Annotated in this window: 1 protein-coding gene; it reads left to right on the top strand. The window is 38.6% G+C overall.

Features of this window, described 5'->3' with window-relative positions; translation table 11 throughout:
- Positions 1 to 516: 516 nt before the first annotated feature.
- Positions 517 to 731 (top strand): ribonucleotide reductase N-terminal alpha domain-containing protein (locus AC1MDJ_RS08235; protein WP_479690430.1); only part of this gene is annotated, 215 nt, incomplete at its 3' end.

The raw sequence follows: 731 nt of genomic DNA, 5'->3' as shown, positions 1-731 counted from the left end.
ACGGCGGAAATGGGACTATCTTGCCATTACTTGCCTTGTAAAACAGCTCTCCGTGAGTTAGTTCATCTTTAATGAAAGACACAGCACCAACAAAGCCTAACTCCTCTTTATAGTCGTTAGCAATAGCTAATGATATATGGTTACACACGCAAGATGTTCCATCTGCACATGGCATAATACGTGCAAGCGGTGAAGTTAGCGAAAATATTATAAAATATGCTGCAGGATTGGTTGCCGGGCACAGCAAAAACAAGGGGGAACGCTCAGTTGTTGTGGACTATACATTAAAAAAATATCTTAAAAAACCTAAAAATACGCCGATAGGCTTTGTGACATATACACACTTCAAGAGCATAGCGGTCAGCCCCATTTTAGATAAATAGTTTAAGATAAATAGTTATATTTATCAACTAGTTATAACTTTATTCTACCAATAACTTAAAATTAAATTAACTTGTAGCAACTGCCGAAACAAGATAAAATAAATAGGGATACGATAGCATAAGGAGATACTTGATGAACCAGAATTTTGGGGATGGACCCTCATTAAACGCTAACGCTAGGACAGTTCTTGAGAAACGTTATTTGCGTAAAAACAACGCTGGTAGGGCAGTAGAAACACCTGCGGAGTTGTTTGTCCGCGTGGCTACCAACATAGCGCAGGCGGAGAAAAAGTTTAACAAAGACGCAGACGTTGATATGTTTGTTAAAGAGTTCTATGATGAGATGGT

The organism is Candidatus Termitispirillum reticulitermitis (genome assembly GCF_054655775.1).
This window is presented reverse-complemented; position numbering and strand designations above follow the sequence as displayed.